Source organism: Haloferax sp. YSSS75, from assembly GCF_046764215.1.
In the GTDB taxonomy this organism is placed as follows: Archaea; Halobacteriota; Halobacteria; order Halobacteriales; family Haloferacaceae; genus Haloferax.
This window is the reverse complement of the sequence record NZ_CP177206.1, coordinates 80800-106876: the sequence shown is the minus strand read 5'-3', so window position 1 is coordinate 106876 and position 26077 is coordinate 80800. Positions and strand designations below refer to the sequence as shown.

The 26077-nt window shown below is 63.6% G+C and carries 33 protein-coding genes; 17 read left to right on the top strand and 16 right to left on the bottom strand.

Annotated elements, in window-relative coordinates:
- The first annotated feature begins 160 nt into the window (after positions 1-160).
- Entirely contained in the window at positions 161-823 is a 663-nt protein-coding gene (locus tag ACK3R5_RS00625; protein WP_411967736.1) for a hypothetical protein, read from the top strand.
- On the opposite strand, the gene ACK3R5_RS00620 is transcribed toward ACK3R5_RS00625, so the two are convergent.
- The 3 genes from ACK3R5_RS00620 to ACK3R5_RS00610 are packed head-to-tail and all read right to left on the bottom strand — an operon-like array spanning position 806 to position 2220.
- Positions 806-1399 (bottom strand): L-threonylcarbamoyladenylate synthase, encoded by a 594-nt coding sequence (locus ACK3R5_RS00620; protein WP_411967735.1) that lies wholly within the window; start codon positions 1397-1399, stop codon positions 806-808. The two genes, ACK3R5_RS00625 and ACK3R5_RS00620, sit on opposite strands and share 18 nt — an antisense overlap.
- A gap of 45 nt (positions 1400-1444) precedes the next feature.
- On the bottom strand, positions 1445-1951 hold the full coding sequence (locus tag ACK3R5_RS00615) for a redoxin domain-containing protein (RefSeq protein ID WP_411965153.1): 507 nt from the start codon (positions 1949-1951) through the stop codon (positions 1445-1447).
- A complete protein-coding gene (locus tag ACK3R5_RS00610; protein ID WP_411965152.1) occupies positions 1951-2220 on the bottom strand; it encodes a glutaredoxin family protein in 270 nt (89 codons plus the stop codon). Before ACK3R5_RS00610 ends, ACK3R5_RS00615 begins: the two co-directional genes overlap by 1 nt.
- A 185-nt stretch (positions 2221-2405) precedes the next feature.
- Between ACK3R5_RS00610 and ACK3R5_RS00605 the strand changes: the two genes are divergently transcribed.
- Positions 2406-3797: a hemolysin family protein gene (locus ACK3R5_RS00605; RefSeq protein ID WP_411965151.1), complete on the top strand. Its 1392-nt coding sequence runs from the start codon at positions 2406-2408 to the stop codon at positions 3795-3797.
- Positions 3798-3854: 57 nt separating this feature from the next.
- Here the strand turns inward: ACK3R5_RS00605 and ACK3R5_RS00600 are convergent, their stop codons facing one another.
- From ACK3R5_RS00600 to ACK3R5_RS00590, 3 genes are read right to left on the bottom strand one after another with little or no spacing between them, the layout of a single operon-like run.
- Positions 3855-4130: a hypothetical protein gene (locus ACK3R5_RS00600; protein WP_411965150.1), complete on the bottom strand. Its 276-nt coding sequence runs from the start codon at positions 4128-4130 to the stop codon at positions 3855-3857.
- Positions 4127-5323, bottom strand: a complete 1197-nt coding sequence (locus tag ACK3R5_RS00595) for an anion permease (RefSeq protein ID WP_411965149.1) — start codon at positions 5321-5323, stop codon at positions 4127-4129. The genes ACK3R5_RS00600 and ACK3R5_RS00595 overlap by 4 nt, the downstream gene beginning before the upstream one ends.
- Positions 5324-5365: 42 nt before the next feature.
- On the bottom strand, positions 5366-5533 hold the full coding sequence (locus ACK3R5_RS00590; protein WP_411965148.1) for a hypothetical protein: 168 nt from the start codon (positions 5531-5533) through the stop codon (positions 5366-5368).
- A 97-nt stretch (positions 5534-5630) separates the two neighbouring features.
- Between ACK3R5_RS00590 and ACK3R5_RS00585 the strand changes: the two genes are divergently transcribed.
- Positions 5631-6575 carry an ArsR/SmtB family transcription factor gene (locus ACK3R5_RS00585; RefSeq protein WP_411967734.1) on the top strand — a complete coding sequence of 315 codons (945 nt, stop codon included), beginning with the start codon at positions 5631-5633 and terminating at the stop codon, positions 6573-6575.
- Between the two features lie 211 nt (positions 6576-6786).
- Here ACK3R5_RS00585 and ACK3R5_RS00580 read toward each other — a convergent pair whose 3' ends face one another.
- Positions 6787-7308, bottom strand: coding sequence for a metallophosphoesterase (locus ACK3R5_RS00580; RefSeq protein WP_411965146.1), 522 nt, complete (start codon positions 7306-7308; stop codon positions 6787-6789).
- A 127-nt stretch (positions 7309-7435) separates the two neighbouring features.
- Here ACK3R5_RS00580 and ACK3R5_RS00575 point away from each other — a divergent pair, with 127 nt between their 5' ends.
- Both ACK3R5_RS00575 and ACK3R5_RS00570 read left to right on the top strand, forming a co-directional pair.
- The gene (locus ACK3R5_RS00575) at positions 7436-8380 is read left to right on the top strand and encodes a cation diffusion facilitator family transporter (RefSeq protein ID WP_411965145.1); all 945 of its coding nucleotides are present in this window, start codon (positions 7436-7438) and stop codon (positions 8378-8380) included.
- Between the two features lies 1 nt (position 8381).
- The gene (locus ACK3R5_RS00570) at positions 8382-8600 is read left to right on the top strand and encodes a hypothetical protein (protein WP_411967733.1); all 219 of its coding nucleotides are present in this window, start codon (positions 8382-8384) and stop codon (positions 8598-8600) included.
- A 15-nt stretch (positions 8601-8615) separates the two neighbouring features.
- Here the strand turns inward: ACK3R5_RS00570 and ACK3R5_RS00565 are convergent, their stop codons facing one another.
- On the bottom strand, positions 8616-9641 hold the full coding sequence (locus tag ACK3R5_RS00565; protein WP_411967732.1) for a threonine aldolase family protein: 1026 nt from the start codon (positions 9639-9641) through the stop codon (positions 8616-8618).
- Positions 9642-9780: 139 nt separating this feature from the next.
- On the opposite strand from ACK3R5_RS00565, the gene ACK3R5_RS00560 reads away from it, so the two are divergent.
- Together ACK3R5_RS00560 and ACK3R5_RS00555 are read left to right on the top strand one after the other, a co-directional pair.
- Positions 9781-10866 (top strand): aminopeptidase, encoded by a 1086-nt coding sequence (locus tag ACK3R5_RS00560; protein WP_411965143.1) that lies wholly within the window; start codon positions 9781-9783, stop codon positions 10864-10866.
- Between the two features lie 285 nt (positions 10867-11151).
- Complete coding sequence (locus ACK3R5_RS00555) at positions 11152-11304, top strand: hypothetical protein (RefSeq protein ID WP_411965142.1); 153 nt, start codon at positions 11152-11154, stop codon at positions 11302-11304.
- 1 nt (position 11305) lies between these two features.
- Here ACK3R5_RS00555 and lrp read toward each other — a convergent pair whose 3' ends face one another.
- The gene (gene lrp / locus ACK3R5_RS00550; RefSeq protein ID WP_411965141.1) at positions 11306-11764 is read right to left on the bottom strand and encodes an HTH-type transcriptional regulator Lrp; all 459 of its coding nucleotides are present in this window, start codon (positions 11762-11764) and stop codon (positions 11306-11308) included.
- A gap of 126 nt (positions 11765-11890) precedes the next feature.
- On the opposite strand from lrp, the gene glnA reads away from it, so the two are divergent.
- On the top strand, positions 11891-13261 hold the full coding sequence (glnA, locus tag ACK3R5_RS00545; protein ID WP_411967731.1) for a type I glutamate--ammonia ligase: 1371 nt from the start codon (positions 11891-11893) through the stop codon (positions 13259-13261).
- 90 nt (positions 13262-13351) lie between these two features.
- Here the strand turns inward: glnA and ACK3R5_RS00540 are convergent, their stop codons facing one another.
- From ACK3R5_RS00540 to ACK3R5_RS00510, 7 genes are all read right to left on the bottom strand, one after another.
- A complete protein-coding gene (locus tag ACK3R5_RS00540) occupies positions 13352-13861 on the bottom strand; it encodes a phage tail protein (protein ID WP_411967730.1) in 510 nt (169 codons plus the stop codon).
- Positions 13858-14457 carry a phage tail protein gene (locus ACK3R5_RS00535; protein WP_411967729.1) on the bottom strand — a complete coding sequence of 200 codons (600 nt, stop codon included), beginning with the start codon at positions 14455-14457 and terminating at the stop codon, positions 13858-13860. The genes ACK3R5_RS00540 and ACK3R5_RS00535 overlap by 4 nt, the downstream gene beginning before the upstream one ends.
- A 128-nt stretch (positions 14458-14585) precedes the next feature.
- Positions 14586-16028 (bottom strand): hypothetical protein, encoded by a 1443-nt coding sequence (locus ACK3R5_RS00530; protein WP_411967728.1) that lies wholly within the window; start codon positions 16026-16028, stop codon positions 14586-14588.
- Entirely contained in the window at positions 16025-16765 is a 741-nt protein-coding gene (locus tag ACK3R5_RS00525; RefSeq protein ID WP_411967727.1) for an ABC transporter ATP-binding protein, read from the bottom strand. Before ACK3R5_RS00525 ends, ACK3R5_RS00530 begins: the two co-directional genes overlap by 4 nt.
- Positions 16766-16797: 32 nt before the next feature.
- On the bottom strand, positions 16798-17742 hold the full coding sequence (locus ACK3R5_RS00520; protein WP_411967726.1) for a phosphatase PAP2 family protein: 945 nt from the start codon (positions 17740-17742) through the stop codon (positions 16798-16800).
- A 10-nt stretch (positions 17743-17752) separates the two neighbouring features.
- On the bottom strand, positions 17753-19093 hold the full coding sequence (locus ACK3R5_RS00515) for a YihY/virulence factor BrkB family protein (RefSeq protein ID WP_411967725.1): 1341 nt from the start codon (positions 19091-19093) through the stop codon (positions 17753-17755).
- 69 nt (positions 19094-19162) lie between these two features.
- A complete protein-coding gene (locus tag ACK3R5_RS00510; RefSeq protein ID WP_411967723.1) occupies positions 19163-20293 on the bottom strand; it encodes a tRNA (guanine(26)-N(2))-dimethyltransferase in 1131 nt (376 codons plus the stop codon).
- A 141-nt stretch (positions 20294-20434) separates the two neighbouring features.
- Here ACK3R5_RS00510 and ACK3R5_RS00505 point away from each other — a divergent pair, with 141 nt between their 5' ends.
- From ACK3R5_RS00505 to ACK3R5_RS00465, 9 genes are all read left to right on the top strand, one after another.
- A complete protein-coding gene (locus ACK3R5_RS00505) occupies positions 20435-20779 on the top strand; it encodes a metal-binding protein (RefSeq protein WP_411965132.1) in 345 nt (114 codons plus the stop codon).
- Between the two features lie 222 nt (positions 20780-21001).
- The gene (locus ACK3R5_RS00500; RefSeq protein ID WP_411967722.1) at positions 21002-21454 is read left to right on the top strand and encodes an OsmC family protein; all 453 of its coding nucleotides are present in this window, start codon (positions 21002-21004) and stop codon (positions 21452-21454) included.
- A 152-nt stretch (positions 21455-21606) separates the two neighbouring features.
- Entirely contained in the window at positions 21607-22428 is an 822-nt protein-coding gene (locus ACK3R5_RS00495) for a hypothetical protein (RefSeq protein WP_411967721.1), read from the top strand.
- Positions 22429-22591: 163 nt separating this feature from the next.
- Positions 22592-23038: a DUF6141 family protein gene (locus ACK3R5_RS00490; RefSeq protein WP_411967720.1), complete on the top strand. Its 447-nt coding sequence runs from the start codon at positions 22592-22594 to the stop codon at positions 23036-23038.
- A gap of 130 nt (positions 23039-23168) precedes the next feature.
- Positions 23169-24020, top strand: coding sequence for a ribose-phosphate diphosphokinase (locus ACK3R5_RS00485; RefSeq protein ID WP_411967719.1), 852 nt, complete (start codon positions 23169-23171; stop codon positions 24018-24020).
- A gap of 54 nt (positions 24021-24074) precedes the next feature.
- The gene (locus ACK3R5_RS00480) at positions 24075-24305 is read left to right on the top strand and encodes a hypothetical protein (protein WP_151161763.1); all 231 of its coding nucleotides are present in this window, start codon (positions 24075-24077) and stop codon (positions 24303-24305) included.
- Positions 24306-24929 carry a uracil-DNA glycosylase gene (locus ACK3R5_RS00475; protein WP_411967718.1) on the top strand — a complete coding sequence of 208 codons (624 nt, stop codon included), beginning with the start codon at positions 24306-24308 and terminating at the stop codon, positions 24927-24929.
- 51 nt (positions 24930-24980) lie between these two features.
- Positions 24981-25145, top strand: a complete 165-nt coding sequence (locus ACK3R5_RS00470) for a hypothetical protein (protein WP_411967717.1) — start codon at positions 24981-24983, stop codon at positions 25143-25145.
- Between the two features lie 47 nt (positions 25146-25192).
- The gene (locus ACK3R5_RS00465) at positions 25193-25909 is read left to right on the top strand and encodes a hypothetical protein (RefSeq protein WP_411967716.1); all 717 of its coding nucleotides are present in this window, start codon (positions 25193-25195) and stop codon (positions 25907-25909) included.
- Positions 25910-26077: the final 168 nt, after the last annotated feature.

Below are 26077 nucleotides of genomic sequence, written 5' to 3'. Positions count from 1 at the left end.
TTTCTCCGCCGAATACGCCAAAAACCACGTTCTCAGCCAGAGTATCGTGACTCTTCGAGTTACAAAACACCCATTTCTCCACAACGCTCGTTTTCCACGGGGCGACGATGCCGACGACTCACGACGAAGGTACTTATACGAAGACGGGGCCAGACGGGTCGTGTCGAATCGAGTCGCCCTCTCTGACCTCGCTCGCGCCGCGTACTGTCCGCGCCAGTTGTACTACGCTCGCCGCGACGAGAACCGAGAACCACCGCCCGACGTGCAGGAAATCCGCGCCCTCGCGTTCGAGTATCCGACGCTCCTCGCCGCCGCCGACGACGAACTCACGACGCGGCCGATAGCGACGACGCCCACGGCCTATCGGCAGACACTCCGCCGATTACGTGAGCGAGACGCGTGGGACGCGCTTTCGAATCCGGTCGGCCGAGACGTTCGACTCACGGGGAAGGACTGTCGCGGTATCGCGCACAAACTCGTCGGTGACCCACCGGTTCCGTCGTTCGTCTCACCGGGGACGCCGCCGGACCGTGGCGTGTGGGAACCCCAACGAGTTCGGGTCGTCGCACTGGCGAAAGCGTTGGCGTGGGAGCGCGAAGAGAGCGTCTCGTCCGCCTTCGTCGAGTATCCCGCCGTCGGTGTCGTCCGGAGGGTTCGCCTCACGACGAGAAACAAAGCGGCCTACCGGCGAGCGCTTCGAGTCGCCCGAGAACTCGACTTCGTCCCGCCGCGACTCCGTGACTCCGCGAAGTGTGACGAGTGTGCCTACCGGCAGGAGTGTGGCGTCAAGACGCGCTCTCTGAAGTCACTCGTTGGCTTCTAGCCACGCTTCGATTTCGTCCGCCATCGCGCCGCGTCGATGGATAATTCCACGTCCGGGGTCCACGACGGTGCTCTCGGTTCCGGGTGTGGTTCCCCCGTCGAGGACAAAAGCGACGGCGTCGCGAATCTCCGCGGAGAGTTGCGACGGATGCGTGATACTGCCGGTCCCCGAGCGGTTGGCGCTCGTCGCCGTCACGGGTGTTCCGGCCGCACGGAACAGGTCACGTGCGAGTTCGTGGTCGGGGACGCGTACCCCGACCCGGTCACGTCCGGCGACGAGGACGTCAGGGAGCGACTCGCGGCGTTCGACGACGACGGTAACGGGACCGGGGAGGAATCGGCGCATGAACGCGTCTTCCATCTCGTCGGCGACGACGTATTCGAGTGCGGCGTCGACGTCCGGAAAGCCTGCAGAGAGCGGGTTGTCTCGGGGGCGGCCCTTGATGTCGAAGACGCGTTCGACGGCGTCCGAGTTCGTCGCGTCCGCACCCATCCCGTAGACAGTCTCGGTCGGATAGACCACGGCCTCACCACGGCGGATGGCGTCTGCCGCCTCTGTCAGGTCGTCGTCGCTCATGACCGACGAAAAGAGCGAGGGGCGAAAAAGGGTGACGAAACGGGGTTAGACGTCGTCGACGGCGGCCACGATGTCGTCGTAGTCGGGGAAGTCGGGCCACTCGTCGGCGACCCACCGATACTGGACCGTCCGGTCCTCGTCGAGGAGGAAGACGGCGGGGCGGTGTTCGGTGACGCCCGTCATGTTGTCGAGGTCGTTTTCGATGCCGTACGCCGTCGCGACGTCCGCCGCGGGGTCCGAGAAGAACCGCGCGTCGACCTCGCGTTCTTCGACGAACGTCTTGTGTTCGTACGGCGACGAGATGGAGACGCCGACGCTCTGAATCTCCTGTGTGACGCCACGGTCACGCAGGTTGTTCCAGACGTACGTCGAGGGGAACGCCCCGTCCATCGTGTGGAAGACGAGGAGGACGGGACCCTCGTCGGTCAGGTCCGACAGCGCAGTGTCCTCCCAGAACTCCTCGTTGACCAGGGGGCGAGTGAAGTCGGGTGCCGTGTCACCGACGCCGGGCGCGTCGTGTGGTGGGAGTTCGACGACGTCGAAGTCGACCATTATGCCACCTCTCCGTTGCCGTAGGTGTTTTCGAGGTACTCTACGATGTTGGCGGATTCGGACATCGTGACGCCGGTGTTCTCGTCGACGATGGCGGGGACGGTTCGCTTCCCGGAGACGCGCTTGACGACGTTGCGGTCGGAGTGCATCGGTTCGACGAAGCGCGAACGGTAGTCCAGTCCCTGGTCGTCGAGGACGCGAACGACGCGTTCGCAGTACGGACACGCCTGTAACCGATACAGTGTAATCGCCGGCTGGTCGTCTGTCATGGGGGCACGTTGGGAAGAGTCCCGCCTAAGCCCTTCGCTCGCGGGTATCTCCGCCGCAATGCCGTACAGCGACTCGGTTGTCACCGCGAGGTGGGGCGTTCCGGCGTCTCGGCACCACGCTCCGGTCTGGCGGTGACGGCGAGGGCAACTCTTAATTCCGGTGCCACTCAACACTGTATAGTTACATGGGTTTGCCGCCGCTACTAACATTTCCAGCTGCGTTCCTCGCGGCCGTACAGGTCTCGGACGTCCCGCTGGACGACACGACGATAACGGTCCTCGGCGGGGCCGCGATTCTCGTCCTCATCGCACTCTCGGCGTTCTTCTCTTCATCCGAGATTGCGATGTTCTCGCTCGCGAAACACCGCGTCGATTCGCTCGTCGAAGACGGGGTCCCGGGAGCGACGCGGGTCAAGGCGCTCAAAGACGACCCGCATCGTCTCCTCGTCACCATCCTCGTCGGCAACAACATCGTCAACATCGCGATGTCGGCGCTGGCGACGGGGCTTCTCGCCGTCCTCAACTTCGGCCCCGGCGAGTCGGTGCTCATCTCGACGCTCGGCATCACCACGCTCGTCTTGCTGTTCGGCGAGAGCGCGCCGAAGTCGTACGCAGTCGAGAACACCGAGTCGTGGGCGCTCAGAATCGCTCGACCGCTGAAGTACGCGGAACTGCTGTTGCTCCCGCTGGTCGTCTTCTTCGACTACCTGACGCGGATTATCAACAGCATCACCGGTGGGCAGACGGCCATCGAGACGACGTACGTCACCCGCGACGAGATTCAGAACCTCATCGAGACGGGCGAACGCGAGGGCGTCATCGAAGAAGAAGAACGCGAGATGCTCGACCGTATCTTCCGGTTCAACTCGACCATCGCGAAGGAGGTCATGACGCCGCGTCTCGACATGACCGCCGTCCCGAAAGACGCCACCATCGACGAAGCCATCGAGACGTGTGTGCAGGCGGACCACGAGCGAGTCCCCGTCTACGACGGGAACCTCGACAACGTCATCGGCATCGTCAACATCCGAAACCTCGTCCGCGAGAAGTACTACGGCGAACGCGGCGTCGGCCTCGCCGACATCGTCTCGCCGACGCTCCACGTCCCCGAGTCGAAGAACGTGGACGAACTGATGGCCGAGATGCAGGACACGCGGATGCAGATGGTCATCGTCATCGACGAGTTCGGAACCACAGAGGGCCTCATCACGCTCGAAGACATGGTCGAAGAAATCGTCGGTGACATCCTCGAAGGCGACGAGGAAGAACCGTTCGAGGAAGTCGACGAGAACACGTTCCTCGTCCGGGGCGAAGTCAATATCGACGAAGTCAACGAGATGCTCGACATCGAACTCCCCGAAGGAGAGGAGTTCGAGACGCTCGCTGGGTTCATCTTCAACCGCGCCGGCCGCCTCGTCGAAGAGGGCGAAGAGATAACCTACGACAACATCGTCATCCGCATCGAGCAGGTGGACAACACGCGCATCATGAAAGCGCGCATCCAGACCAACGTGGGTATCGAACCCGACGAGGAAGAAGACGACGACGAAGAAGCAGAAGTCGAATCCGACGCCTGAGTCGGAGACTCGTTTTTACCCGAAACGTAACCGAGCGCCACCCGAGGAGCGTAAGCGTCACCCGAGGAGCGTAAAGGAGAGTAACACGAGCGCGAGTGCGACGATGACGAGGAGCATCAACCGCCGGGTGTCTTCGGTCCCCTCGCGGAGGTACGTCGCTCGGTTTCGGAACTGTATCGCCAGCGCGAACCCACCGAGACCAACGGTACCGAAGGCAAATCCGCGAAGCGAGAGACCGGTGACGATGGCCATCGCGACGTGATAGACACCGAACCCCGCCCAGAGAGCGGCGACGAGGTTGGCGAGGGCGACTCGGAGACCACGAACGTTCACACAGACAGTACGCTTGACAGGAGTGTAAAGACGCCGTAGCCCAGGCCGAACGCGAGCACCAACGACCCGGCCCACGCGAGGACGGTGTAGAGCATCTTCCGTTTCGAGACGCCCGACCCACCGGCAGCGAAACCAGACCCGATGATGGCGCTGACGATGATTTCGTTGAACGAGACGGGGACGCCGAGTGCGACGGCAGTCTGTGCGATGGCGAACGAGGGAATCATCGCCGCGATAGAGCGCCGCGGGCCGAGCGAGGAGTAGTCCTGTGCGAGCGCTTTAATCATCCGCGGGGCACCCGTCCACGACCCGACGAGGAGGCCGATTCCACCGCCGACGAGGAGTGCGATTAGTGGGACAGTGACGGCGTCGAGCAGGGGGACCAGCGGGCCGATTGCCAGTCCCACCTGACTCCCACCGGCGGAGAAGGCGACGAGGCCACCGAGGACGAGCAGGAACCGACGCTGGCCACGGGTCGGGTCGGTGTACATCCACCGACCGACGACGCCCGCGGCGGCGACGCCGACGAACAGGACGCTCACGACGAACCACGTCGTCTCTCCGAACCCGGTGCCAGCGAGTTCGAGTGCAGACGCGCGAGCGACCGATGCGGACCCACCGCCCGTCCCGAGGGCAGCGAACTCCATGTTCGCGACGAGGACGCCGACGATGCCCGCGAGAACGGGGACAGTCGTCGTCTCAGCGGCCCACTCGGACCGAAGCATCCGGGCGGTGGCGTAGGCCGCGCCGCCGCCGACGAACGGGGTGAGCACCCACAGCGTGACGATTTGCTGGTACTTCGCCCACGCGGGGTCGCCACCCATCGCGAGTCCGACACCGACGACTGCGCCGGTGACGGTAAAGGCCGTCGCGATAGGATAGCCGGTGAAGACGCCGAATGCGACGAGGATTGCGGCGGTGAGCAGGGCGACGACTGCCGCCGCCACGGAGAGCGTAACCCCACCGATGAGTTCGGTACCGACGGCGTTGGTGACGTTGGCCCCCTGCAGAATCGCACCGGCGAACCCGAGCAGGCCGACGATAAACCCGGCACGCATCACCGAGATGGCGTTGGCACCGACCGCAGGTGCGAACGGCGTCGAACCGGACGACCCGGCACCGATGGCCCACGCCATGAACAGACTCGAGAGTGCAGCGAGGACGAGCGTCGCGAGCGTCGAGACTGCTACCACAGAAAGACACCTCGCGTGCAGTTCCGAAGAGATACCGACATCCTATCTGCGTCTCGCGTCGTCGTAGCCTTCGCGCAGGCCGAGCAGCGTCCGGCGCACGAGGAGATACGCGAAGAAGACGAAGAGCAACATCACGATGAGCAACCCAGTGAACACTGGGTCTCCAGCGAGGAAATCGACGACGCCGTCTACGACCAGAGGGTCGGCCATGTGCCAGCATTCCGAGTGCCCGGGGTATAGCCATTTCGGCGCGAGGACGTGACAGGGTAGCAATGTTTTTTACTGCGAAGGCGAGTAGCGCGACTAGATGGCCGACCTCATCCCCTCCATCACCAGCGACCCCGACCCAGACCGGGAAGACCGGGACCCACGGGTCATCGGCCTCGATAGCGACGAAGCGGACGAACTCCTCGGAGCCATCTCGTCGTCGACGGCACGGACGATTCTCGCATCCCTCCACGAAGCCCCGGCGACACCGTCGGAACTCGCCACGGTGGCCGATACCTCGTTACAGAACGTTCAGTACCACCTCGGCAATCTCTCGGAGTCTGGACTCATCGAAGTCACAGGGACGCGCTACTCCGAGAAAGGCCGCGAGATGAACGTCTACGCCCCCTCCGACCGAGCGCTCGTCGTCGTCGCCGGGCGCGACGAGGAGACACGCGGCCTCAAAGGTGCCCTCAAACGCCTCATCGGTGGCGTCGGCGTCCTCGGCATCGGTGCGGCGGTACTGAACCGACTCGCGCAGACGGGCACGTTCTCACCGTTCGCACTGGGTGGGGCCAGCGGCGGTGGCGACGGCGGTGCTGCAGGTGGTGCTGCAAACGAGTCGACGACGAGCGACGTCTCCGTCTCCTACACTGGCGACAGCGGCGACGTGAACGCCACGGCCACGGAACAGGCGCGGACGCTCACCGAGACGGCGACAGAAGCGTCCGGTGACGACGGGTACAGTATCGCAGAGGCGACGACCACCGAATCGGCCGAGACGACTGCCGAGGCGACGAGAACCGTCGCCGAGACGGCGACTCAGACGCCGACACCCATCCAGACCGAAGAACCAGCGACGACGGCCGCACAGACGGTTACCGAGACGGCCGCACAGACAGTTACCGAGACGGCCGCACAGGTCACCAGTGGGTCACCCGGATTCGCCGAGTTCGTCGGGTCGCTCTCACCGGGAGCGTTGTTCTTCCTCGGTGGGATGACCGTCCTCGTGGCGTGGGTCGCAGTCGGTTTGCTCCGTGACTAAAACGGTTGTTTGAGCTTACGCTGCGTATTTCATCGATACGCTCCTACGAATGAGTACGAGGTCACGTCCGCCCCTCGAACGACGGTGAATCGCCCCCCAACTGGTGCCCCTGCCCAACCGTCGCCGACCCCACCGACGTGGCCTCGGATTTCCGACGACGACCCGCTGTCCCCATCCCGCTGATTCTTCGGCCCTCCGCCGACACCCTCGCTCAGTTCCCGCCGGGCGCGACGCGGAACGTTTCGAACACCTCGCCATCGACAGTGACGAGTCGCCCTCGGAGGCCACCGCCAGGGAGTTCCTCGAACTCTGCGTGTGCCTTCCGGTTCCCGCGCGGTTGTGCGTGGCTCCCCGGATTGACGAGTGGAATCGCACCCGTCCTATCGAACGTCGGTCGGTGACTGTGCCCGAAGACGACTGCGTCGGCACCGCGTTCGCGTCCGAACAGTGAGAGCGCGGTGCCGCCGCCGCGACGAGTGTGCGTCATGGCGAACTCCACGCCGCCGTAGGTGAAGTTCCGTGCCTCGGGAATCCGTGCGCGAATCTCCGGGCCGTCGTTGTTCCCGTAGACGGCGAGGAACTGTTCGGACTCGTCGATGAACGCGTCGAGGACGGATTCACGCATGAAGTCACCCGCGTGGACGACGAGAGTAGCCTCGCGGACCGCTTCGAGCGTGCGACCCGTGAGGCGGTGGCCGTCTGTGCTGTGCGTATCGGAGACGACGACGAGCATACCACACCTATGTGTCGAAGGTAGTGAAGGCTACCGTCTTCCGGACGGAGGTGGGTTCAGGTCGGACGAATGGCGAACATGTGGCCGTGGCGGAAGGTCTATCCGCCCGGAGGGAGTGCCCCACGACATGGCAGGCAGTACGTCCGTCGTCGTCGCCGCCCTCTTCGCGAATGGGGCCATCGCCATCCTGAAATTCCTCGGCTTTCTCGCGACCGGAAGTCCCTCCATGCTCTCGGAGACGTACCACTCCATCTCCGACACCGGCAATCAGGTGTTCCTCCTCATCGGCATTCGGTACAGCAAACGCGAGGAGACGCAGATGCACCCCTTCGGATTCGGGAGAGCACAGTTCTTCTACTCGTTTCTCGTCTCGGTGATGCTCTTCGGCATCGCTGGCTGGGAGTCGGCGAAACACGGCTACGAGGCCCTGATGCATCCGGGTCACGGCGGCGGTGCGGAAACTCTCGTCCTGCTCGGGATGGAGATAGAACCCATCTGGGTCAACGTCGCCATCCTCCTCGGCGCCATCGCCTTCGAGACGTACGCGTTCGTGAAAGCGAACGCCGAACTCCGCCGGCAAATCGTAGAGTACGAGTGGGATGGCCTCGTGCAGGCGTTCCGCGAGACGAGCGACGTGACGACACTGACGGCGTTTACCGAAGACGCCGTCGCACTCGGTGGTGCGATGCTCGCGCTCGTCGGTATCGGCCTCACCGAAATCACGGGCAACGAGATGTTCGACGCCGCCGCGGCGCTCCTCATCGGTATCCTCCTCATGGGATTCGCCATCGCACTCGCGTGGGAGAACAAGCGACTGCTCATCGGCGAGAGCGTCCCCACCCGCGAAGAACAGGAGCTGCGTGAAATCGTCCGGAACGACCCTCACGTCACCCACGTCGACAAGTTCCGCGCCACCTACGTCGGCCCCGAGAAACTGCTTCTCGCACTCGACGTGAGTTTCGACGCCGAACTCGACACCGAAGAGATAGACGACTACATCACCGGCATCGAAGACCGACTCAAGGCGGCGGACGACCGGGTCCACTTCGTCTACATCGAACCCGAACTGTAAGATGCGCCTCGCCGAACTCGCCCCCTCGCTCATCTTCGTCGCCGCGGGCGTCTACATGTACAGTCGCCCGATGTCGGTCCGGAGTTTCGTGTCTCCACGGACGTGGAAGGAATCACCGGAGGAGGCAACCCAACTCCAGCGCGTATTGGCGAAGACAGTGGGCTTCGCGCTCGTCGGCGTCGGCGTACTGTGGTTCGTCATCGCGCTTGCACTCGGCTGAGTCTGCCGAGTCTGTCTACTGCGACTGGACCGCTTCGGCGACGAGTTCGACTGCTTCCTCCACGTCGGCACGCGAGACGTTCAGATTCGTCGTAAACCGGGTGTGATATTCGCCGAACTCCCCGCCGAGGACGCCCACGTCGTCGCACAGTTCCACGAATTCTTCTGCCGTTAGTCCTGCATCCTCGGAGTCGACGACGACGATGTTGGTGTCGGGCGTCGGCACCGACAGTCCGTCGACGGCGTCGAGTCCGTCGGCGAGCAGACGGGCGTTTTCGTGGTCGTCGGTCAGTCTGTCGACGTTGTCGAGAGCGACGAGACCCGGTGCGGCGATGAGACCGGCCTGCCGCATCCCGCCACCGAACTGCTTGCGGACGCGGGTTGCCTCCTCGATGAACTCCGCTGGACCGGCGAGAATCGACCCGACTGGTGCGCCGAGACCCTTCGAGAGACAGAACATCACGGTATCGACGTTCTCGACCATCGCCGCCGGGTCTTCGTCGAGTGCGACACAGGCGTTGAACACGCGCGCGCCGTCGAGGTGGACTGGGATGTCGAGTTCGTGTGCCGCCTCGGCCGCCGCGTCGATGTCGGCTTTCGGGATGGCGACGCCGCCACGGGCGTTGTGGGTATTTTCGAGACAGACGACGCCGGTACCGGCGACGTGAAGTGACGCTTCGCGTGCGTGCTCGCGAATCTGGGCTGGCGTGGGGACGGCGCGTTCGCCGGCGTCGAAGGCCCGAACCTGGAGGCCCGACAACTGGGCGAACCCACCGACTTCCCACTTGTAGACGTGTGCCTCGGCGTCGACGAGCGCCTCCTGACCGGGTTCGGTGTGGACGCGGGCGGCAATCTGGTTGCCCATCGTTCCCGAGGGGACGTAGAGGGCCGCCTCTTTGCCGACCATCTCGGCGGCGCGCGCTTCGAGTTCGTTGACAGTCGGGTCGTCGCCGTAGACGTCGTCGCCGACGGCAGCGTCGCGGGCGGCCTCACGCATCTCGTCAGACGGCAGGGTGACCGTGTCGCTTCGAAGGTCTATCATTGGCCGAAAGGACCGTCCCGAGCGAGAAATAGCCCGGTGGTCTGTCCGGCGTCCGCCAGATGGACTGTGCCGAGTTCGGCCTCCGTGGCAACATTTGTGCTTCGAAACATGTTTGCCCCGGGGAGACACACGACGCGGTATGGACCCACGTATCCGCGAACACGCCCAAACCATCGTGGACCACTCGACACGCGTAGAGGAAGGCGACAACGTCGTCGTCTCTGCGCCCGCCGTCGCCGAGGACCTCGTGACCGCCGTCTGCGAACTCATCGGCGAGCGTGGTGCGTACGTCGTCACCACCAGTTCCAACCCCCGCTACATGCGCGCGTACCTCCGTGCGTCCGAGCGTGAGGAGTTCGAGACGCCGTCGCACTACCTCGCACTCTTCGAAGAAGCTGACGTGCTCATCAACATCCGCGCCGAGACGAACGCGTCCGAACAGAGCGACGTGGACCCCGCGACGAACGCCGCGTGGCGACGCGCCTACAAGCCAGTTCAGGCCGAAGCGCTCTCGAAACGCTGGTGTCTCACGCAGTACCCCGCGAAGGGGAGTGCACAACTCGCAGGCATGAGTACCGAGGCGTACGAGAACTTCGTCTACGACGCCGTCAGTCTCGACTGGGAGAAGCAGGCCGAACACCAGCAGCAGATGGTCGAACTCCTCGACGACGCCGACGAAGTCCGCATCAAATCGGGTGACGAGACGGACGTGACGATGAGCGTCGCCGGCAACACCACCATCAACGACAAAGGCGAACACAACCTCCCCGGCGGCGAAGTGTTCACTGCACCCGTCAAAGACTCCGTCGAGGGCGAGGTGCACTTCGACCTGCCACTGTACCGGCAGGGCCGCGAAGTCTCGGGCGTTCGGGTCCGCTTCGAAGACGGCAAAGTCGTCGACTACTCCGCAGAAGGCAACGAGGAAGTCCTCGACGGCGTGTTCGACACCGACGAGGGTGCACGCTACCTCGGTGAACTCGGTATCGGGATGAACCGCAACATCGACCAGTTCACCTACAACATGCTCTTCGACGAGAAGATGGGCGACACGGTCCACATGGCCGTCGGCACCGCCTATCCCGAGACAGTCGGCGAGGAAAACGAAGTCAACGAGAGCGCCGAACACGTGGATATGATTGTGGACATGTCCGAAGACTCGGTCATCGAACTCGACGGGGAAGTCGTCCAGCGCAACGGCACGTTCGTGTTCGAAGACGGGTTCTGAAGGGTCGGTGCGGTTTTTGGACAACCGTGAGACGCTCCAATTGGACCGTTTCACCTCCACGGTTCTACACGGAGAGGCCGTTCCGTCGTCCACTCTCCAGTCGAAACACTACCCTTCGAGAGTCCGGTCGTTAGAGAGCGTCTAAATCCGTCAGACGGGCGTCATACACTGGATAACGTCCGGGAATCTCCAGTCGAAACGGTGCCCTTTCGACTCGGGAGAATATTGTGTCGGGTGTTCACACGGGCCAGCAGACTTAACTCACCCAGAACGAGAGTTCCGACGATGCCAGCGGTACAGTGTCGAACGTGTGGCCGCGACGTTGCCGTCCACGAAATCGAGACGACGACACGGACGAGTGTCGACGGATTCGACACACGGTATCGATGCCCCTACTGCGGCGAAGTGATGCGTGACGTGAAAACGCGAATCGTCTGAGTTACTCTTCGATATCGAGTTCGAACTGCTCGTTTTCGGTGACGGCGTTGAGGACGACAGAGGTGTTGGACTCCCGGATGTCCACGTCGGTCAACAGCTTCTTGATCTGCTTGTTCATGCCGTCTGTGTCACGGAATTTGCCGATTGCGATGATGTCGTAATCGCCGGTCACCTCGTAGACCGAAATCATCTGTTTTTCCTCCCGCAGTCGTTCGGTCACGTCGACGAGCGCAGTCCCTTCGACTTTCAGTTGGATGACGGCGGTGACGTCGTAGCCGAGTGCGTCATAGTTCACGCGGGGGGTGTAGCCCTCGATGACGCCCTCGTCTTCCAGGTCACGCAGGTGATTCGAGACTGTCGTCACCGACACGTCGAGTTCTTCGGCGAGACTCCGAAGACTCGCTCTGCCATCGCCGAGTAGTGCGTTGATGAGTTTCGCATCGAGGTTTTCGTACGTCATTACATTGAAACACCGTCCGGGGGCATTAGAATTTTACGAATATCCAATTCCTAAGCGAGGAGCGGGGAATTGCATTAAGCGGAAAGGTCTTTATACTTCGGGTGTTCGAATCGTGTGTCCAGGAATATGACGGAAGAAAACGTACGCACCGACGGTGGCCTGAGCGCGGAAGCGCAGGCAGTCGTCGACGAAATCGAAGAGAAGAATGTCGACTTCCTCCGCCTCCAGTTCACCGACATTCTCGGCACCGTAAAGAACGTCTCTGTCCCGGCCTCGCAGGCCGAAAAGGCGTTCACAGAAGGAATCTACTTCGACGGCTCGTCCATCGATGGCTTCGTCCGCATTCAGGAGTCGGACATGCGTCTCGAACCCGACCCGTCTACGTTCGCCATCCTCCCATGGAGACAGAAAGAAAGCAGCGCGGCCGCCCGCCTCATCTGTGACGTGTTCAACACGTCCACCGGCGAACCGTTCGAGGGTGACCCGCGTGGCGTCCTCAAGCGCGCCATCGATCGCGCCGAAGAGATGGGCTACGACATCAACGCCGCCCCCGAACCGGAGTTCTTCCTGTTCGAAGAAGACGAGAACGGCCGTGCGACCACCGTCACGAACGACGCCGGTGGCTACTTCGACCTCGCCCCGAAGGACCTCGCCTCGGACGTGCGCCGTGACATCATCTATGGCCTCGAAAGCATGGGCTTCGACATCGAAGCCTCGCACCACGAAGTCGCCGAAGGCCAGCACGAAATCAACTTCACGTACGACGACGCCCTCTCGACGGCCGACAACGTCGCAACCTTCCGGTCTGTCGTCCGCGCTATCGCGGCCGAACACGACCTGCACGCGACGTTCATGCCCAAGCCCATCGCCCGCATCAACGGGTCCGGCATGCACACGCACATCTCGCTGTTCCAGGACGGCGAGAACGCGTTCCACGACGGCGACGACGAGTTCGACCTGAGCGAGACGGCGAAGCAGTTCACCGCCGGAATCCTCGAACACGCACCCGCCGTGACGGCCGTGTGTGACCCGACGGTCAACTCCTACAAGCGCCTCGTCCCCGGATACGAAGCGCCGGTCTACATCGCGTGGTCCGACCGCAACCGCTCGGCGCTCATCCGTAAGCCGGCCGCACGCACGCCGGCCGCCTCGCGTATCGAGGCCCGCTTCCCCGACCCGTCCTGTAACCCGTACCTCGCCTTCGCGGCACTCATCCACGCCGGCCTCGACGGCATCGAGCGTGGTCTCGAATGCCCCGACCCGGTTCGCGAGAACATCTACGAGTTCGACGAGCAGAAGCGCGAAGAGTACGGCATCGAGACGCTCCCGAAGGACCTCGGCGCAGCAGTCGACGCGCTCGAAGAAGACGAAGTCATCCAGGACGCCCTCGGTGACCACGTCTACGATAAGTTCGTCGAAGCCAAGCGCTCCGAGTTCAAGGACTACCTCGTCTCCGTCTCCGAGTGGGAACTCGACCGCTACCTCGAGACGTTCTAAGCGCCTCGCACACAGCCACGATTCTTTTTTGGCACCCACACGCCCGAGCGACGGCGTCGTCGTGGGGACAGCGCGACCACCTAGCGACGGTCACTGGTCGGAAGCGCACTCAGATAGGTCGACGAGCGCCTCGATTCCCTCGTGAGTCACTTCGAGCGTCTCGGTTGCGACAGACACGCTGTTGGCGACGAGGTGGGGGCCGGTCCACCGAACCGGTCTCGCCGCCCGACAGACCCATCCACGGACGGGAGCGCCAGTCGTATCGAGGAGGCAGATTCGAACGTCCTGTGGCTCGATATCGCCGTCGGCCCACTGCTGGAACCACTCCCAGAGCGCCTGCTCGTCGGTCACCCCCCGCTCGAGTTCGAGGGGTGGTGACCGAACCCCGCGACTGTCTTTTCGGGCGTCTCCAGTGCGACGGTTCGACTTTCCGGGACGGCCACGTGGAACGCGGTTCCCGTTCGTCGTCGAATCGGCGTCTCCACCGTTGTCCACTGCAACCGAGAGGCCACGGACTTCGGTGAAGCCAATCGGCGGGAGCGCATCACACGACACCTCGAATCGGTGTGAGCCGTACGGGTTGGCCTCGTCCGAAGTCACGTCTCTTCTGGGTCGTCGTCGGCCGACAACTGTTCTGTTCGCACCGATTCTTCGATACCCTGCACCCCTCCGCCGCCAATCGGGAACTCGGGTCTCGGGATAGTCGGTTTGGGTTGCTCGGAGTCCGCTTCGTCGTCTTCGTCGTCGTCGCCAGATTCGACTTCGACGCGTCCGAATCCTTCGTGGACGACGACGAGTCGTTCGATAGCCACGTCGGAACGCGTCGCATCTAACCGTGGCGCGTCGTACTGCGACGGCCACGCCCGCCGAAACTCCCAGCGCGCGGCAGGAAATGCCATCGCGTCGAGCAGCGTCACCGCCGCCGGGCGGCGAGCGGCCTCCATGTCGCCGTGTTCGACGTCTGCCCGCCACTCCGAGAGTTCGAGCGATTGGTCGGTGACGCCCGTTTCGAGCACGAGCGGACCGTACTCGTTCAGTCCGGGCAGTTTTCGTGGCGTCGGCGGGCCGTTTCCTTCGCGGTACTCGATGACCGAGGTGGACGCCGTCGGAAGGGAACATCGGCTGAACCCCGCCATGGTCAACCCGTCTATCTCGAGGAGATAGCGGAGTTGCGTGTACGGTTGGTCGGCTACCATTCGGCCTCACCCACTCCCGTCGTGCGGACGGTGTCGCAGACGGAACGTTCGGTACGTGTGAACATACTGAATAGTCATCACTGGCGACAGTGATGAACGTACGCCCTACACACAGTAGCGACGCGAACTCACTGCCGATGGTGGGCCGTCCACTTGGGAAGCGCCCGTCGATAGAGGGCGACACCGACGCCGCCCAGTGCGACGCCGCCGACGCCGAGCGCTCCAGACACCGGCAGCGAGACGGGGGCGAGGGCGAACCCGACGACCAGAATCGGGACGAGCGGGAGGCCCATCGCGACACCGAATATCGCGAACAGGACGGTATCGAAGAGGAACTCGTTCGGGGAGAGGCCGGTGAGATAGACGGTGACGCCGAAGATGTAACAGGAGACGCCGACGAGCAAGACGCCGCCGACGAGCGCCTCGACGAGTGGTGCGCCGCGCCAGAAGACGGCAATCGCGTAGAACACCACGCCGACGAGCGGCCCGAGCAGGAGAAACGCGCGGAACTTCGCGTGGAAGATTTCGGGCACGTCGACTGGGTGTGCGAGATACGAGTCGACGTCGTCGAACTGGGTGAGCCAATTGTACGTCGTGAATCCCGACAGGCCGAGAATCGCACCGAACGAGACGCCGACAGACGGCGACACGCCAGTGATTTGCCCGGCAAGGTCCACCAGTGCGTCCGTCACACCGAGGAGAATCGCCGCCGAGAAGAGGACCTTCCAGAACCCACCCGAACTCCGGTGGACGTCGAGGAGTGTCTTCGTCGCCAGTGGGTCTCGAATCCGACGCTGCCAGTGACGGAACGTCGAGCGAACCGTTCGCGCGTCTCGCCGTGCGTTCACGTCGTAGGCGACTGCACCGAGCAGGTAGACCACCCCAACGAGTCCCAGTGCCCCGCCAACCCGGACGGGCGTCGGCGAGCGGAACACCCCGTACGGCGTGTACGCGATTACGGGGAGGTTCGCTATCCACGCGCCACCGGCCAAGACGGCACCGAGACCCAAGAGAGCGGCCCCGGAGACGCCTCGGTTGCTGATTCCAACACCGGCGATAGTCACACCGATACCGAGGACGAACGTGGCCGTCAACGTCGCCCAGAGGAGTGGAACTGTCGTCGCAACCGAACCGGCCGCAGTAGCGCCCTGTGCGCGGAGTACCGCCGGTGCGACGCCGAGCGCAATCGGCAGCAAGAAGAGACAGGCGTAGTAGACGACGTCTTTGACGACGAAGACGGCGAGTAACCGTTTCTGCGAGAGGGGGAGCGTCCGCGCAGAGAACACGAGCAAGGTGAGGTCACCGAGCAGGTTCCGGAGCGCGTCACGGCCGACGAATCCAATCGACCCGGTCTGAATCCCGAAGACGAAGGCGAGGGCGTGGAGTCCAGCGAAGACGGTGGTGAGTTCCGTCCCCGTCCGCACGAGTAGTTCTACCGCGCCAGCGACGAGCAGTGTAATCAAGACCGGAAACGCGGAAAACCGGCGACCACTGAACAGGTGACTGTGGAGTCGCCACTCCTCGCGGAGCATCTCGACGAAGACCCGACGTGTTCGACTCCAGCCGGTCATGGGGACGCGTCCAGATGCTCGGCGTCGGTGTCGATTCGGTCCATGAACACGTCCAACAACCGCTCGTCGGGGGCGAGTTCCGAGGGTACCACGTCCGCGACGAGCGACCCGCCGTAGACGATGCCGACGCGAGAACAGAGTTCGGCCGCGACGTCCACGTTGTGCGTCGAAATCAGCACCGTGTTACCGGCGGCCTGGTAGTCGACGAGGAACCGTTTGATTCGCTCTTGCATGATAGGGTCGAGGTTCGCCAGCGGTTCGTCGATACAGACGACTGCCGGGTCGTGGAGGAAGGTTCCGGCAATCATCACCTTCTGTTGTTGGCCTCGCGAGAGGTCGGTCGTCAGTGTGTCGAGTTTCTCCGCGAAGTCCAATCGCTCGGCCCACGTCTGGGTCTGGGCGTCTACCTGTTCGGTCGAGAGGTTCCGAACCGCGCCGACGAAGTCGAAGTACTCTCGCGGCGTCATGAAACTCGGCGGTGACTCTTTTTCGGGGAGGATACCGACGCGTTCACGGACCGCCGTTGGCTCTGCAACGGGGTCGATACCGAGGACCGAGACGTGACCACTGTCGGGGACGATTTGCCCGGTGAGTATCTCCATCGTCGTCGTCTTGCCGGCACCGTTTGGCCCGAGCAGTCCGAACAGTTCTCCCTCCGCAACGTCGAGGGACAACCCGGAGAGTGCAGTCACGTCTCCGTACGTCTTCTGGAGGTCCTCGATGTGAATCGCAGCCATCGCGTTGGGGAACGGACGGCACCGGTGTAAAGTCAATCGGCGCTCTGTGCGGGTGCGTCGCCGGAGAGTCGGAGTTGCACCCGTGGTGCGACGAGGATGAACGCGACGACGGCCCCGGTTGCGACGACGGTCACCGGAACGGGGACGCCCAGAGCGTCGACTCCCACCCAAAGACCACCGGCACCGAGGAACGAGACGAGTGCGACGGGAGGATTCAGCGTCGGAAGCGACTCGTGGTCGGTGATTCGAGCCCACCCGAGGTAGCCACCGAGCGACCCGCCGAGGGCGGCGGCAGCGTTTTCGGCGTGGTGTGGCGCGCCCGTGACGAACACGACGACGAGCGCCAGTGCGGCGACGATAGCAGCGACGCCGAACAGTCGAGTCGGGTCGAGGTGGCCGGGGGCATCGTCGCTCGCGGCGACTTCGAACACCACCTTCAGGAACACGAGGCCGAGGAGGACGCCGACAACCACGTCCACGCCGTAGTGGACGCCGATGACGACTCGCGAGAGTGAGACTGTCGCGACGATTACAGCGGCCGCGAGCATGCGGCGGCGACGGTCCCACACGTCGAGGACGACTGCCGCCGCACCGTAGACGACAGTCGTCCCGAATGCGTGCCCACTCGGGAAGCCGAATCCGTCGTCGGTCGTGAACGAGACGAACAGGTCGGCCAGCGGGTCGGGCCACGCGGGTGCCGCCGCGATGGCCGCCGTCGGCGGGCGGGGAAGCCCAAAGCCGACTTTCAACGCCGTGACGAGTGCGAGCGACCCCAGTGCGAGGCCGACGAACGACGCCGCCGTTCGACGCGGGCGCTCGGAGATATGCGGCCAGCACAGCCAGTACAGCGACGTGAACGCGACGAAGAAGAACCACTGGTCGCCGAGTTGGGTGACGATGCCGAAGAGGAAGACGACGACGTCCGGGAGTTCCGTGAGGATGGTCTCACCGACACCGCGTGTCTGGAGTGGAGACATGGGAGGGAGCTCAGCTTCGGCGTTCGCGAACTGCATCCACGGCGCGACTCGGGACACCGAGCACGTTCAGTCCGATGCCGAAGATGACGAACAGCACGTACAACCCGAGCGTCGAGAGGAAGATGATGAGCATCGCCACGACTGCGATGAGGTCCGACTGGAGGTAGTAGAACGCACCGAGCGTGAGGACGACGCCGTAGAGGAGCACGAGATACGGCCCCCAGCCACGGGCTTTCCCGCGGCGTACCCGGCGACGGACGTATCGCTTCAACTCTTCTTCGAGTTTCGGTTTCTCGACCGTTCGGTCGGTTACGTCGGCCTCGAAGGCGTCGAGGTCCGCACGGAGTTCCTCGACCTGCGATTCCAACTCCTCGATATCCGGAGCACCGCGCGGGGAGACGGACGAGTCTGCGCGTGCGTCGTCGCTGGCGTCGTCGCCCGCCTGCGAGCCATCTGTGTCACCTCGGTCGTCGCTCATATCCGTACGAGCATCATGTCGGCCTCCCGTATGTTGTACCTGCCGGTCCACTTCGCCGAATCCCCCCGGCCGGTCACCCGGTTCCGTCGGGTCGTCGCCACCGACGCCGGCGAGGACGGCGTTGATGACCGCACCCGAGAGGAGCGTGATGCCCGAGAAGTAGAACCACGTGACGAGGAGCAGGATGGACCCCAGTGCGCCCGCCACCGACGCGCCGGCGATTTGTGCGTAGATACCGAACCCGATGCCGAGAAGCGTCCACGCGATGGCCGCAAATATCGTCCCCGGGACGACCTGTCGCGGGGTGAGTCGGACATCCGGAAAGACGTAGTAGAGAGGAAAGAACGCCACACACAGCGTGAGGAGCAGGAGGACTGGAGAGAGGAAGTTGATGAATGGAATGTCGAGGATGCCGAGAACCGCCGTCACGATGGCGACGCCGAGGGTGCCCACACCGATGCTGGCCAGTGAGATGACCGCGTCACGAAGTTGTTCGACGATGCCACCGGTCTCGGACCCGTAGATGCGAGAGAAGGCGATGTCGAGGCCGCGGAAGAGTTTCAGCGCGCCCCACAGAGTGAGGCCGAGACTCAGGAGTCCGACACTCCCCTGTCCGGTTTCGTCGGAGAGAGCTTCGTTGACGAGGTCCTGTCCCGCCGGGACGAGGTACTGTTCGACGAGTGACTGTAGCTGCATCTCCAGTTCCTCGCCGCCGACGGCCGTCGCGACGATGACACCGAGGACGAGTAGGGGAATGAGAGAGACGAGCGTGTAGTACGAGATGCTCGCCGCGAGAAAGGTTATCTCTTTTTCCTGAATCGTCTCGACGACGGTTCGCGTGACGGAGACGAGATTTCGAAGCTGTGCGCTCACGTATCAACGACACGACACGGAAGGAGAAGAAACTACCTCGAAATCAGTCGCCCAAGTGGATGTCGCGTCTCACGCCTCTGGGTCGAGTTCCGCAGTCGCCGCGCGGATTTCGGCCACCGTCGCATCCGTCTTGAAGGCGGTGCCGTGGTAGTGTGCGGGCGTCGCGTCGTATCCAGCGTCGCGAAGGGCGTCGAGGAACACCTCCATCTTCGACGCTGACCGCCCCCACAGTTTGCACAGTCGGTGCTGGTCGAAGTGGGTCGGCGTGTCGAGTTCGACGGCGAGAGTGTCGAGCATGCCACGGGCGCGTTTCGCGCTCCCGAAGTCATCTGTCACTTCGTCGCGGACGGACTCGACGAACTCGGTCTCTGAGATGGGGCCGAGCCAGATTGGCCCCGCTTCGAGGATGCGTGTCGACCCGCAGTTCGAACACGCCTCGGGCGGGTGAGCGACGAGCGAGTATTCGGCCTCGCGGTGGAGACAGTCCTCGCAGTGGTAGACGAATCCGGTCGAGTCGAGGAGTTCGTCGGCTTTCGTCGCCCGTTCGTCGAGTTCGAGATACGTCCGCGCGTAGTGGCGCGTCGCGTGCGAGAGAATCGGCACGGCCGCCTTGTCGTACTTGGCGGCAGTGCGAACCATCGCACCGACGAGGACGCGCAGGCCCATCTCGGGGTGGTAGTCGGTGTTCTGCGGGACACATCCGTACTTGCGGATACCGCTCTTCTGGTGGGCACCGCAGAGGGGTGCAGTGTCGGTTGCGGTGACGCAGACGAGGTCACGCGTGTTGGCGAACGCCGGGTCTGCGAAGGGCATGGGCGTCCCGAAGGGGTCGAGGTCCACCACGTCGAACACCGAGTCGTAGAGGAGTGCGTTCGCGTTGCGGTGGACCGCCCTTCCGCCGTTGCCGGCGGCGTCGAGGTTCGACTGGGCGAGTTCGACGGCGTCGGCGTCGAGGTCGGCACAGGTCACGTCGTAGCCTTCGGCGGCGGCGCGGACGCCCCGAATCCCGGAGGCGGCCATCGCGTCGAGATACGATTCGGCGCGGGGTTCGCGCTCGGCGAAGGCACGCAGAACGGCCACCGTCACGTCGCGGTTCAACTCCTGTGTGGGGTTGTAGAAGACGTCGTCACCGGTCCCCTCGGACGCCCCGTCGCGGGCGTCGGGCACCTCGATTTCGACGCCTCCCTCGCTCACGTGCATACCCGTGTTCACCCGCGTGTGGGGAAACCGATTGCGATGCGCGGCGGTTGCGATTGCGATGCGCGGTAGGGACGTCGATACGCGGCGACGCCTCACACCCGCACCGAATGCGTTTTGTCGGGCACCCGCGAACTCGACGCTGTGGACGCGATTGACGACTGGCGGGAAGCCCTCGCCGAGGCAGGGCAACTCTCGCCGCCAATCGTGCAGGACATCGTCGATGCCCACGGTGACAGGGGCGTCAAGGCCATCGAGGCCGTCTCCGAGCGACGGGTGAAGCGATACCGCGACTTCGACGTGGTCGTGGGCTACGACGACGAGTACGTGGTCGAAGGCCGAGGCTGTACGTGCAAAGACTCCATCTACAACCTCGACCCGGACGAGGGAGAACGCTGCTGGCACGTCATCGCCGTGGACGTGGCCGACGCCCTCGACGAAGTCGACTATCACGACATGTGGTACTCCGAAGTTCGAGAATTCTTGTGAGTTCGGAGGCACTGGGTGGCTCCGAAACCCGTCTAGGGACCCCCGCGAAGCCGGTCCCAATACTTGCCGTGATGGATGACAACCCGCAAACTCCCCAGATGCGGGTGTCCGGGGACTTGAGTCGGTTTCTGCGGTAAATCGGTGTCGGACGAGCGTCATGGACAACAGCGCATCTCCCCACAGTCGGTCGCTTGATGGCGTGACGTCCCGTCGAACGACTCAATGAGCAAGGCAGAACACGTAGAACGGTTCGCAGTATCGGCCGAGAGTGAGAGCGAGACGAAGACAGTCGTCGAGGCGCGTGACTTCGAGTTCGTCGTCGACGAACCATCGGCGCTGGGAGGGACGAACGACGGACCGAACCCCGTCGAATATCTCATTGGAGCGTGGGCCGGCTGTCTCAACGTCGTGGTGCACACCGTCGGCGAAGAACACGGAATCGACCTCGAAGGCGTCACGATAGAGGTCGAAGGCGACCTCGACCCACGGAAGTTCCTGGGCATCGACGAAACCCCCCGGGCGGGCTATCAGGAAATCGACGTGCGAATCGAAGTCGAATCGGACGCCGACGAGGAAGCGTTAGAAGCGTTAGCCGCAGAGGTCGAAGAGCGCTGTCCCGTCGGCGACAACATCGACAATCCGACGCCAACGAACGTCGCCATCGAACTGGCGTAAGCAATCACACCACGCGGGTCTTCCTCTCTTCACTGCATCCTGACTCGGGAGCAGGGCGACTGGACAGCGTTAGTCACGGGAGAGTTGGGATACCCACCACTGAGAACGACCACAACGCTTTCCGAATCCCCCCTCTAACCCCGGACCAACGGATGGCTGATTTCGACCTCTCTATCGACGAAAAACGGGTGTACGCGGACAAGTCTGGCAAGCAGACGGTGTACGTCGCCGCCGAAATGGGCGTCGTCAGCGTCGACGTCTCCGATGACCTCGTGGGCGGATTCCGCATCGACCATCGCTGTACCCCACGGGACATCGTCGGGTCGCCGGGCGAAGTCGCCGTCGCCACCGACGAGGACGTGCTGTTGGTCCACGACGACGCGTACCACGAACTCGACTTCGGCCCGGCGACGACAGTCGGCTTTCACCGCAATCGCGTCGTCGCCGCCGACGAATCGGGGCGCATCGCTCGCTACGGCGAAGACGGGTGGGAGGAACTCGGGAGTGTCGAGGACGTTCGCGCCCTCGACGGGAGTCTCGTCGCCGCCGCAGACGGCGTCTACCGCATCGGCGACAGTGGCCTGACCCACGTCGGCCTCGACGACGTGAACGACGTGTCCGACCCCGCTGGTCGTCTCGGCAGTGACGACGGGACGCTCTTCGCCGCGACGGACTCCGGACTCTATTGGCTCGGAAACGGCTGGATGGACGCACTCGAAGGCACGACCACTGTCGTCGCGTCGATGCCCGACGGCCGCGCCCACGCCGTCGGCCCGGATGGCCTCGTCTCGCTCGAAGCTGAGGAGTGGGTCGCCGACCCGATTCCGATGGACGAGACAGTCGTCGGCGTCGCCCACGACGCCCGGGCGGCCTACGCCGTCACCGACGCGGGGACGTTCTGTGTTCGGACGGTGAAGGACGACTGGCGGACGCAGGTGCTCGGGTTGGACGCGGTGGGTGTCGCGGTGCGATAACATCAGACATCGACGGCGCTTCCGGACTCTGCAGCGTGTGAGGGCTTCCGGCAGGTGTGCTTCCGGCAGGTGTGCTGAACTTCGTGCGCGTGGCTGATACGACTCGCCTCCCGGTTCCCAGAGGAGCCTTTACCCAGTAGCGACAATTCCGAACGACTCACTCATGAACGAGGACCCAGAATTTCGTGAAGTACAGCGGTTTCGGCAACCGTGGCTCTGGGGACTCCTCGGAGGAATCGCGCTTCTCATGCTCTTTGCAGCACCCATCTCGTGGGGTGGTCTGGCCGTCGTCGGTGCAGTCGCTGGACTCGTCTACAGTCTTCGGCTCCAGACCGAAGTGAGAGCCGATGGCATCTATCTCAAAATGTGGCCGCTCCACTGGTCGTTCCGTCGGATTCCGTATGCAGAAATCGAGCGATACGAGTCGAAACAGTACAGGCCACTTCGCGACTTCGGCGGGTGGGGAATCCGCTGGACACCCGGGAAGCTCGCGTACAACGTCAGTGGCAATCGGGGGGTCTGGCTCGAACGGACGAACGGGCGGGCAGTTCTCGTCGGGTCACAACACCCCGACGAGTTCGTCAGGGCCATCGACGAGGCAGTACAGTAACGTCGCCGCGTTCTGGCACATCCCGAGCACCGCGACAGGCCCGACACACGTCTCTGACGCGACACGCTGACACGCGACGTAGCCGACACCAACGAAAAGCGGTTTTACCCCTCACGAGAGACGGACGTGTATGCTCGTACCCGGCGCATCTTCACAGGCACTCGCGGCCGCCCTCGCCTCAGAGCTCGGCGAGTCACTCGCGGCCGTCGAGTACGACCGCTTCCCGGACGGGGAGACACTCGCAGCGGTCCCTGGTTTCGACGCCGACACCGCCACCATCGTCGCCAGCACCGCCAGTAACGACGCCTACATCGAACTCCTCCAACTGCAGGACGCCGTCCGCGAAGCGGGCGCAGAGGACGTCACGACGGTCATCCCCTACATGGGCTACGCCCGACAGGACAAGGCGTTCGAAGTCGGCCACCCCATCTCGGCCCGCGCCGTCGCCCGCGCCGTGAGTACGACCACCGACCGTGTCGTTCTGGTCAACCCCCACGAAGACGCCGTCGCGGACTTCTTCGACGCCCCCGTCGACATCGTCGACGCCGCCGGCCAACTGGCCGAACCGCTCTCCGACCTCCACGACCCGCTGTTCCTCTCGCCGGACGACGGCGCTATCGACATCGCCGAAACCGTCCGCGACGCCTACGGCGACGGCGAGACGGACTACTTCGAGAAGGTGCGCAAGTCCGGAACCGACGTCGAAATCACGCCGAGCGAGACGGACTTCGAAGGCCGTGACGTGGTCATCACCGACGACATCATCGCCACCGGGACGACGATGAGCAAAGCAGTCGCCGTACTCACCGCCGGCGGAGCGAACCGCGTCTTCTGTGCGACGGTTCACCCACTGCTCGCCCGCAACGCCCGGACGAAACTCTGCCGCGCCGGCATCGAACGCATCGTCGGCACCGACACCATCGAACGCGAAGTGAGCGCCGTCTCCGTCGCCCCCGTGGTCGCCCCGGTTCTCGAACGCTAGCAGACCACACACTCTCTCGCAACGATTTTGTTTGCTCCCCTATCTCGGAGTGATATGGGACGTTACGGAAATCTCGATTACCCACGTCTGGCGAAAGGTGGGCTTGGACTCGGACTCGCACTCTTCCTGTTCGGCGCTATCGGCGCGAAAGTCGCACTGGCGATGCACGGCGGACAGCTTCCCGGGTGGGAGCGAACGCTCTTCTTCGACGCCGAGTGGATTGGCATCGCGCTCGTCCTCTTTTCGCCCATCATCTTCGGCATCGTGCTCCCCCTGACGGAGTAGATGGCCGACCCACAGTTCCCTGACGCCGCCGACGTACTCGTCACAGAACCCGACTGCACCCGCTGTCCGGCGCTCGTCGAGTGCCGAAACCGTATCTCGTGGGGTGTTGGCCCCGCCGACGCGACGGTGATGGTCGTGGGTGAGGCACCCGGCGCTGGCAACCCCGACGCGGAGCGCTGGCAGGGCGGCAACTGGACCGGGATGTCCTACACCGCACAGCACTCCGGGCGACGTATCCGCGAGACGATGGCCACCGTCGGCTACGAATCCGACGTGTTCTACACGAACGCCGTGAAATGCTTCCCCTCGGACGGCGAGGGGTCGAACCGCGCACCCAGCGCCGAAGAGAAGGCCAACTGTCTCGACCACCTCGTCACCGAACTCGAGACGATTCAGCCCGACGTCGTGATACCGACGGGCCGCCACGCCACCGAGAGCGTCTTCTCGCTGGACGATGTCTCGCTCGATGGCTTTCTCGATACCGTCCTCGAACCCGTCGAGAGCGAGCGATTCGGCTATACGGTCGTTCCGTTGTTGCATCCGGCGTACCGCGACGTGTGGCTGTCGCGTCTGGGATACGAGTTGGAGACGTATTACGAGGACTTGGCAGGCCTCCTCCCGTAAGTCAGTGAAGCAACACTAATCAGCCAGTCGCGTCACTGTCGAGTCGAGACAATGCTCGGTGACCTCCTCGTGGACCTGATTGTCGAACTCGCCGTCCGTCCACTGATGAAGGTGGTCGACGCCGTCGGCGGCGGCGTGAAACGACTCTTCTCGGGCGTCCGAACGCGCTTCCAGTCCGATGGAGACGACCAACAGGCCCACGAGGCGGAGAACTGAGCGTCGCGATGGACGACCACGAGAACCCGAACGGATAACCGACCCACATGAACCGACGCAGCGAACAGCAGACCGAGACGCGACGACAATACCTTCTGTTCGGACTCCTCTCGGGCGTCGTGATTGTGTTCACCGGACTACTGACACGCCTCAGTCCGCAGGTGTTCGCCCCGTACTTCGGTGAACTCCCGCCGGTGGCCGTGATGCTCGGCATCGTCGCCCTCGGCGGCGTCGTCGTGTCGTTCTTCCTCACCCGAGGCTGGTTCGTCGTGTTCGAACCGGGTGACGTCCGCCGGCGAGCGCTCCTCGTCGTGGGTCCGCCGACACTCCTCGCTGTGGGGATGGCACTGGTCGATTCGGTGGCCGTCCTCCCCGAAGATATCAACGTCGCCGTCCCGCTCTCCCTCCTGTTTTATCCGACGATAGCCGTCGTCGTCGAGGTACTCTTTCATCTCCTTCCGCTCGCAGTCGCCTTCGTCGTGGTGTCCTCGCTGGGCGACGGTGCCGAGCGACCCGAACTGGTCTGGGGGGTGATTCTCGTCGTCGCCCTGCTCGAACCACTCTTCCAACTCCAGTTGGGGTTCCCGAGTGCGATTCCGCGCTGGGCGACGGCGTACGTCGCCGCGAACGTCTTCGTCATCAACGTGGTGCAACTGTACCTGTTCACGCGATACGACTTCCTCACGATGTACGCGTTCCGCCTCGTCTACTACCTCTGGTGGCACATCGTCTGGGGAACACTCAGACTGCAACTCCTGTTTTGATGGCCGAGGGCGAGGATGCACGGCACTCCACCGGGAGCGACTCTAACCAGTCCACAGGATGGGACTGAAAGGGGGCTTTCGAGGGAGTAGTTCTATCGAACACCTCGAACCGTGACAGGAATAGAGTGACACAGACAGCGGGTGTATGCAGCAAACTGTGGTCGTTCA